2 protein-coding genes are annotated in these 1,814 nt (G+C 73.2%); both read right to left on the bottom strand.

The window, feature by feature from the left end:
- Positions 1 to 55: 55 nt before the first annotated feature.
- Positions 56 to 724, bottom strand: coding sequence for an LPXTG cell wall anchor domain-containing protein (locus PROKR_RS31200; RefSeq protein WP_157602893.1), 669 nt, complete (start codon positions 722 to 724; stop codon positions 56 to 58).
- A 132-nt stretch (positions 725 to 856) separates the two neighbouring features.
- On the bottom strand, positions 857 to 1,798 hold the full coding sequence (locus tag PROKR_RS30140; RefSeq protein ID WP_036971663.1) for a LysR substrate-binding domain-containing protein: 942 nt from the start codon (positions 1,796 to 1,798) through the stop codon (positions 857 to 859).
- Positions 1,799 to 1,814 lie beyond the last annotated feature (16 nt).

The raw sequence follows: 1,814 nt of genomic DNA, 5'->3' as shown, positions 1-1,814 counted from the left end.
CCGGGACCTCACGGTCCCGGCCCACCCTGGTCGCTCCGCAGGCGCGCGGCGCCCGTCAGCTGCCGAGCGCGCCCTTGCGACGCAGCACGATCAGCGTGACACCACCGCCGACGAGGGCCAGCGCGATGAGCGTGAAGCCGATGACGGTGCTCGCACCCGTCGCCGCGAGCTCTTCGGCAGCGTCGCCCGCGGGGGCCGGCGTGGCGCCCTCTGCCTCACCGGGAGCGGGGGACTCCCCGACCGGCTCGCCGCCGTCGACCGGCTCCACGCCCGGCTCGGTCGGCTCCGTACCCGGCTCGGTCGGCTCCGGCTCCTCGCCCGGCTCCGACGGCTCGGTGCCCGGCTCCTCGCCCGGCACGCTGGGCTCCGGCGTCGGCTCGGCCTTGATCGTCTCGAGCGTGTAGTGGCTGATGTCCTTGCCGGACGAGTGCGAGATCGTCACCTGGGTCGCGGGCGGGTCCACCTCGACGAACTCCGGGCCCAGGCCCTGGTTGGCCGAGCCGGCCTTCACGCAGTAGCCGGTGATCAGGTAGCCGTCGGGCGCGGTGACCACGAGGGTCTTGTGGTCACCCTGGACGTCCACCTTCCCGTCCTTCGGGCAGGTGGCGTCACCGGTGGTCGCGACAGGGGCCACGACGACGGGCGCGGCGAACGCGGCGGCCGAGGGAACCATGAGTCCGGCGACGAGGAGCGCGGTGGCTCCCAGGACGGTCGTCTTGCGCACTGAGCGCTCCTTCGAGAACGGGTCGGTCACATGTCCGACATCGGGCACGACCCTCGGAGCCTAGCGACAATGACATGAATCGCCAATATCCCACTATCTCAGCAAAATGTCTTACAAGTCTTTTCTTGCCCCCTACCTACCTTTGCCTTTTTTCTTCCCTTTGGGCGCAGGTCGGGCACCCTTGCCCCGCTGTCCGCCTGCACGACCCCCGGCGTTGCCCCCGCTCCGGCCCGCGGCAGACCGCGATCCGGCGCCACCGGAGGCCTTTCTCGGGGATTTCTTCACCCCCGCACGGTCGGCGGACCCGCCCGCGGCAGCCGCCTGGGCACGGCCTGCGGACGGCGCACCCCGGCCGCGCGAGCTGTTGACCGTGCGTCCCCGGACGATGCCGATCAGCTCCTCGACCAGGTCGGTGGTGCGGTCGATCGGCCACACCAGGCCCACCGGCGCCGTCGGCCCGTCGGAGAGCGGGCGGTACGTCACGTCCTTGCGCCGGTGCAGGCGCGCGAGCGACATCGGCAGCACCGCGACACCCACGTTCGCGGCGACGGTCGCGACGACGTCGGCCGTGGTCGGTAGCCGGTCCAGGGGGTTGCCGTCCGGATCGGCCGGCACGACACCGGGCACCGGGCGACCGGCGAAGAGGACGTCGTCACCGGGCACCCAGACGGGGTCCTGCGCGATGTCGGCGGCCGCGACCGCCTCGTCGTCGGACAGCGCGGCGAGCAGGTGGTCCCGCGAGAAGCAGACCACCGACGTCTCCTCGTACAGCGGGATCGCGGAGAACACGTCCTTGTCCACGGGCAGGCGACCGATCGCCGCGTCCGCGTCACCCGCCGCCAGCACCGCGAGGACGTCGGCCGACTCGACCTGGAGCAGGTCGAGGGGCACGTCGGGCAGACGCTCGCGCCACACGCCGGCCCACTTGCCCGGCGTCGCGCCGGGCACGTAGGCGAGACGGAACCGGGGGGCGTCGGGGTCGCCGTCGGGCGCGCCCGGTTCAGCAGGGGTGGGGACGTCGGCGAGGTCGTCGCCCGGGGCGGGCGGTCCGACGTCGGGCACGGGCTGGCTCACGCCCCCAGGCTACGGG

Source organism: Promicromonospora kroppenstedtii DSM 19349 (assembly GCF_000515355.1).
In the GTDB taxonomy this organism is placed as follows: Bacteria; Actinomycetota; Actinomycetes; order Actinomycetales; family Cellulomonadaceae; genus Promicromonospora; species Promicromonospora kroppenstedtii.
This window is presented reverse-complemented; position numbering and strand designations above follow the sequence as displayed.